Raw genomic sequence first — 959 nt, forward strand, 5'->3', positions numbered from 1 at the left:
CTGATCCGCTCCCTTGCCATTCCCTTCGGTATAACGGGTTTTCTGTGCTTTCTGGCTCTGCCGCTTTCGCCCATGGGGAAAGTTGTGTGGGCCGGAGCAACCTATATCGTGTTTGGTGCCATTTATTCCTGTATCAATACGCCATATGGTGCGCTGGCCGTCATGATGAGCCGCTCCGCCTCAGAGCGCGTTGGTCTCAATGCATTCCGCATGATGGGCTGTCAGGCCGGATCTTTGCTTGTGGCACTACTGACCATTCCCGCCATCACCTGGCTGGGTGGGGGCGAAAGCGCGGCGCAGCACCGGTATGGCATGGCGGTCTATGTGCTGGCGCTGTCTGTTCTGGGCAGTATCCTATGGCTGTGCGTGGCACGCGGCTGCGCCGTAAGGTATCCGCCAGCACCCGTTCGACAGGATCTTGTGAGCACGCTGCGCCATCTTCTGGGAAACCGGCGATGGGTGCTGAGCAATCTGCTCGCTTTTTTCTATTTCGTGGGGCAGGCGGCTCTGTTCGGGTTTGCCCTGTATTATGCCCGCATTGTTCTTGGCGGCACGGAGCAACTGGGCGCCAATATCATTACTTTTGTCACTGTTCTGCTGTTTGCGGGTGTGCCCGCGTGCCGACCGCTTGCCAGACGTATGGAAACAGTTGGCGCCGGGATTATATGCCTGATCGTGCAGGGCATAGCCTATCTGGCGATGGCTCTGGCGGGCGCATCCATAACAGGTTTTTTTCTGTCCATAGCGCTTCTGGCGCTGGCTCAGGGCGTGATGTCTCCGCTGTATTATACCTTGCTGGCGGAAGCCGTGGATGATGGAGATTCGCGAACATCGACCGGATCTGCTGGTCTGGCATATTCGATCAATACCTGGGTTACGAAGTTGGCGATGGGGCTGACCGGCTTTGTTCTGGCGCAGTTCCTGTCACAAGGTCATTACGTTGAAGGAGGAACCACACA

Annotated in this window: 1 protein-coding gene; it reads left to right on the plus strand. The window is 57.0% G+C overall.

What is annotated here, in order from left to right; translation table 11 throughout:
• A partial coding sequence (locus CSR02_RS12585) for an MFS transporter (protein ID WP_099541877.1) occupies window positions 1-959 on the plus strand: 959 nt, incomplete at both ends.

The sequence above is a fragment of the Acetobacter pomorum genome, from assembly GCF_002738225.1.
GTDB lineage: Bacteria > Pseudomonadota > Alphaproteobacteria > Acetobacterales > Acetobacteraceae > Acetobacter > Acetobacter pomorum.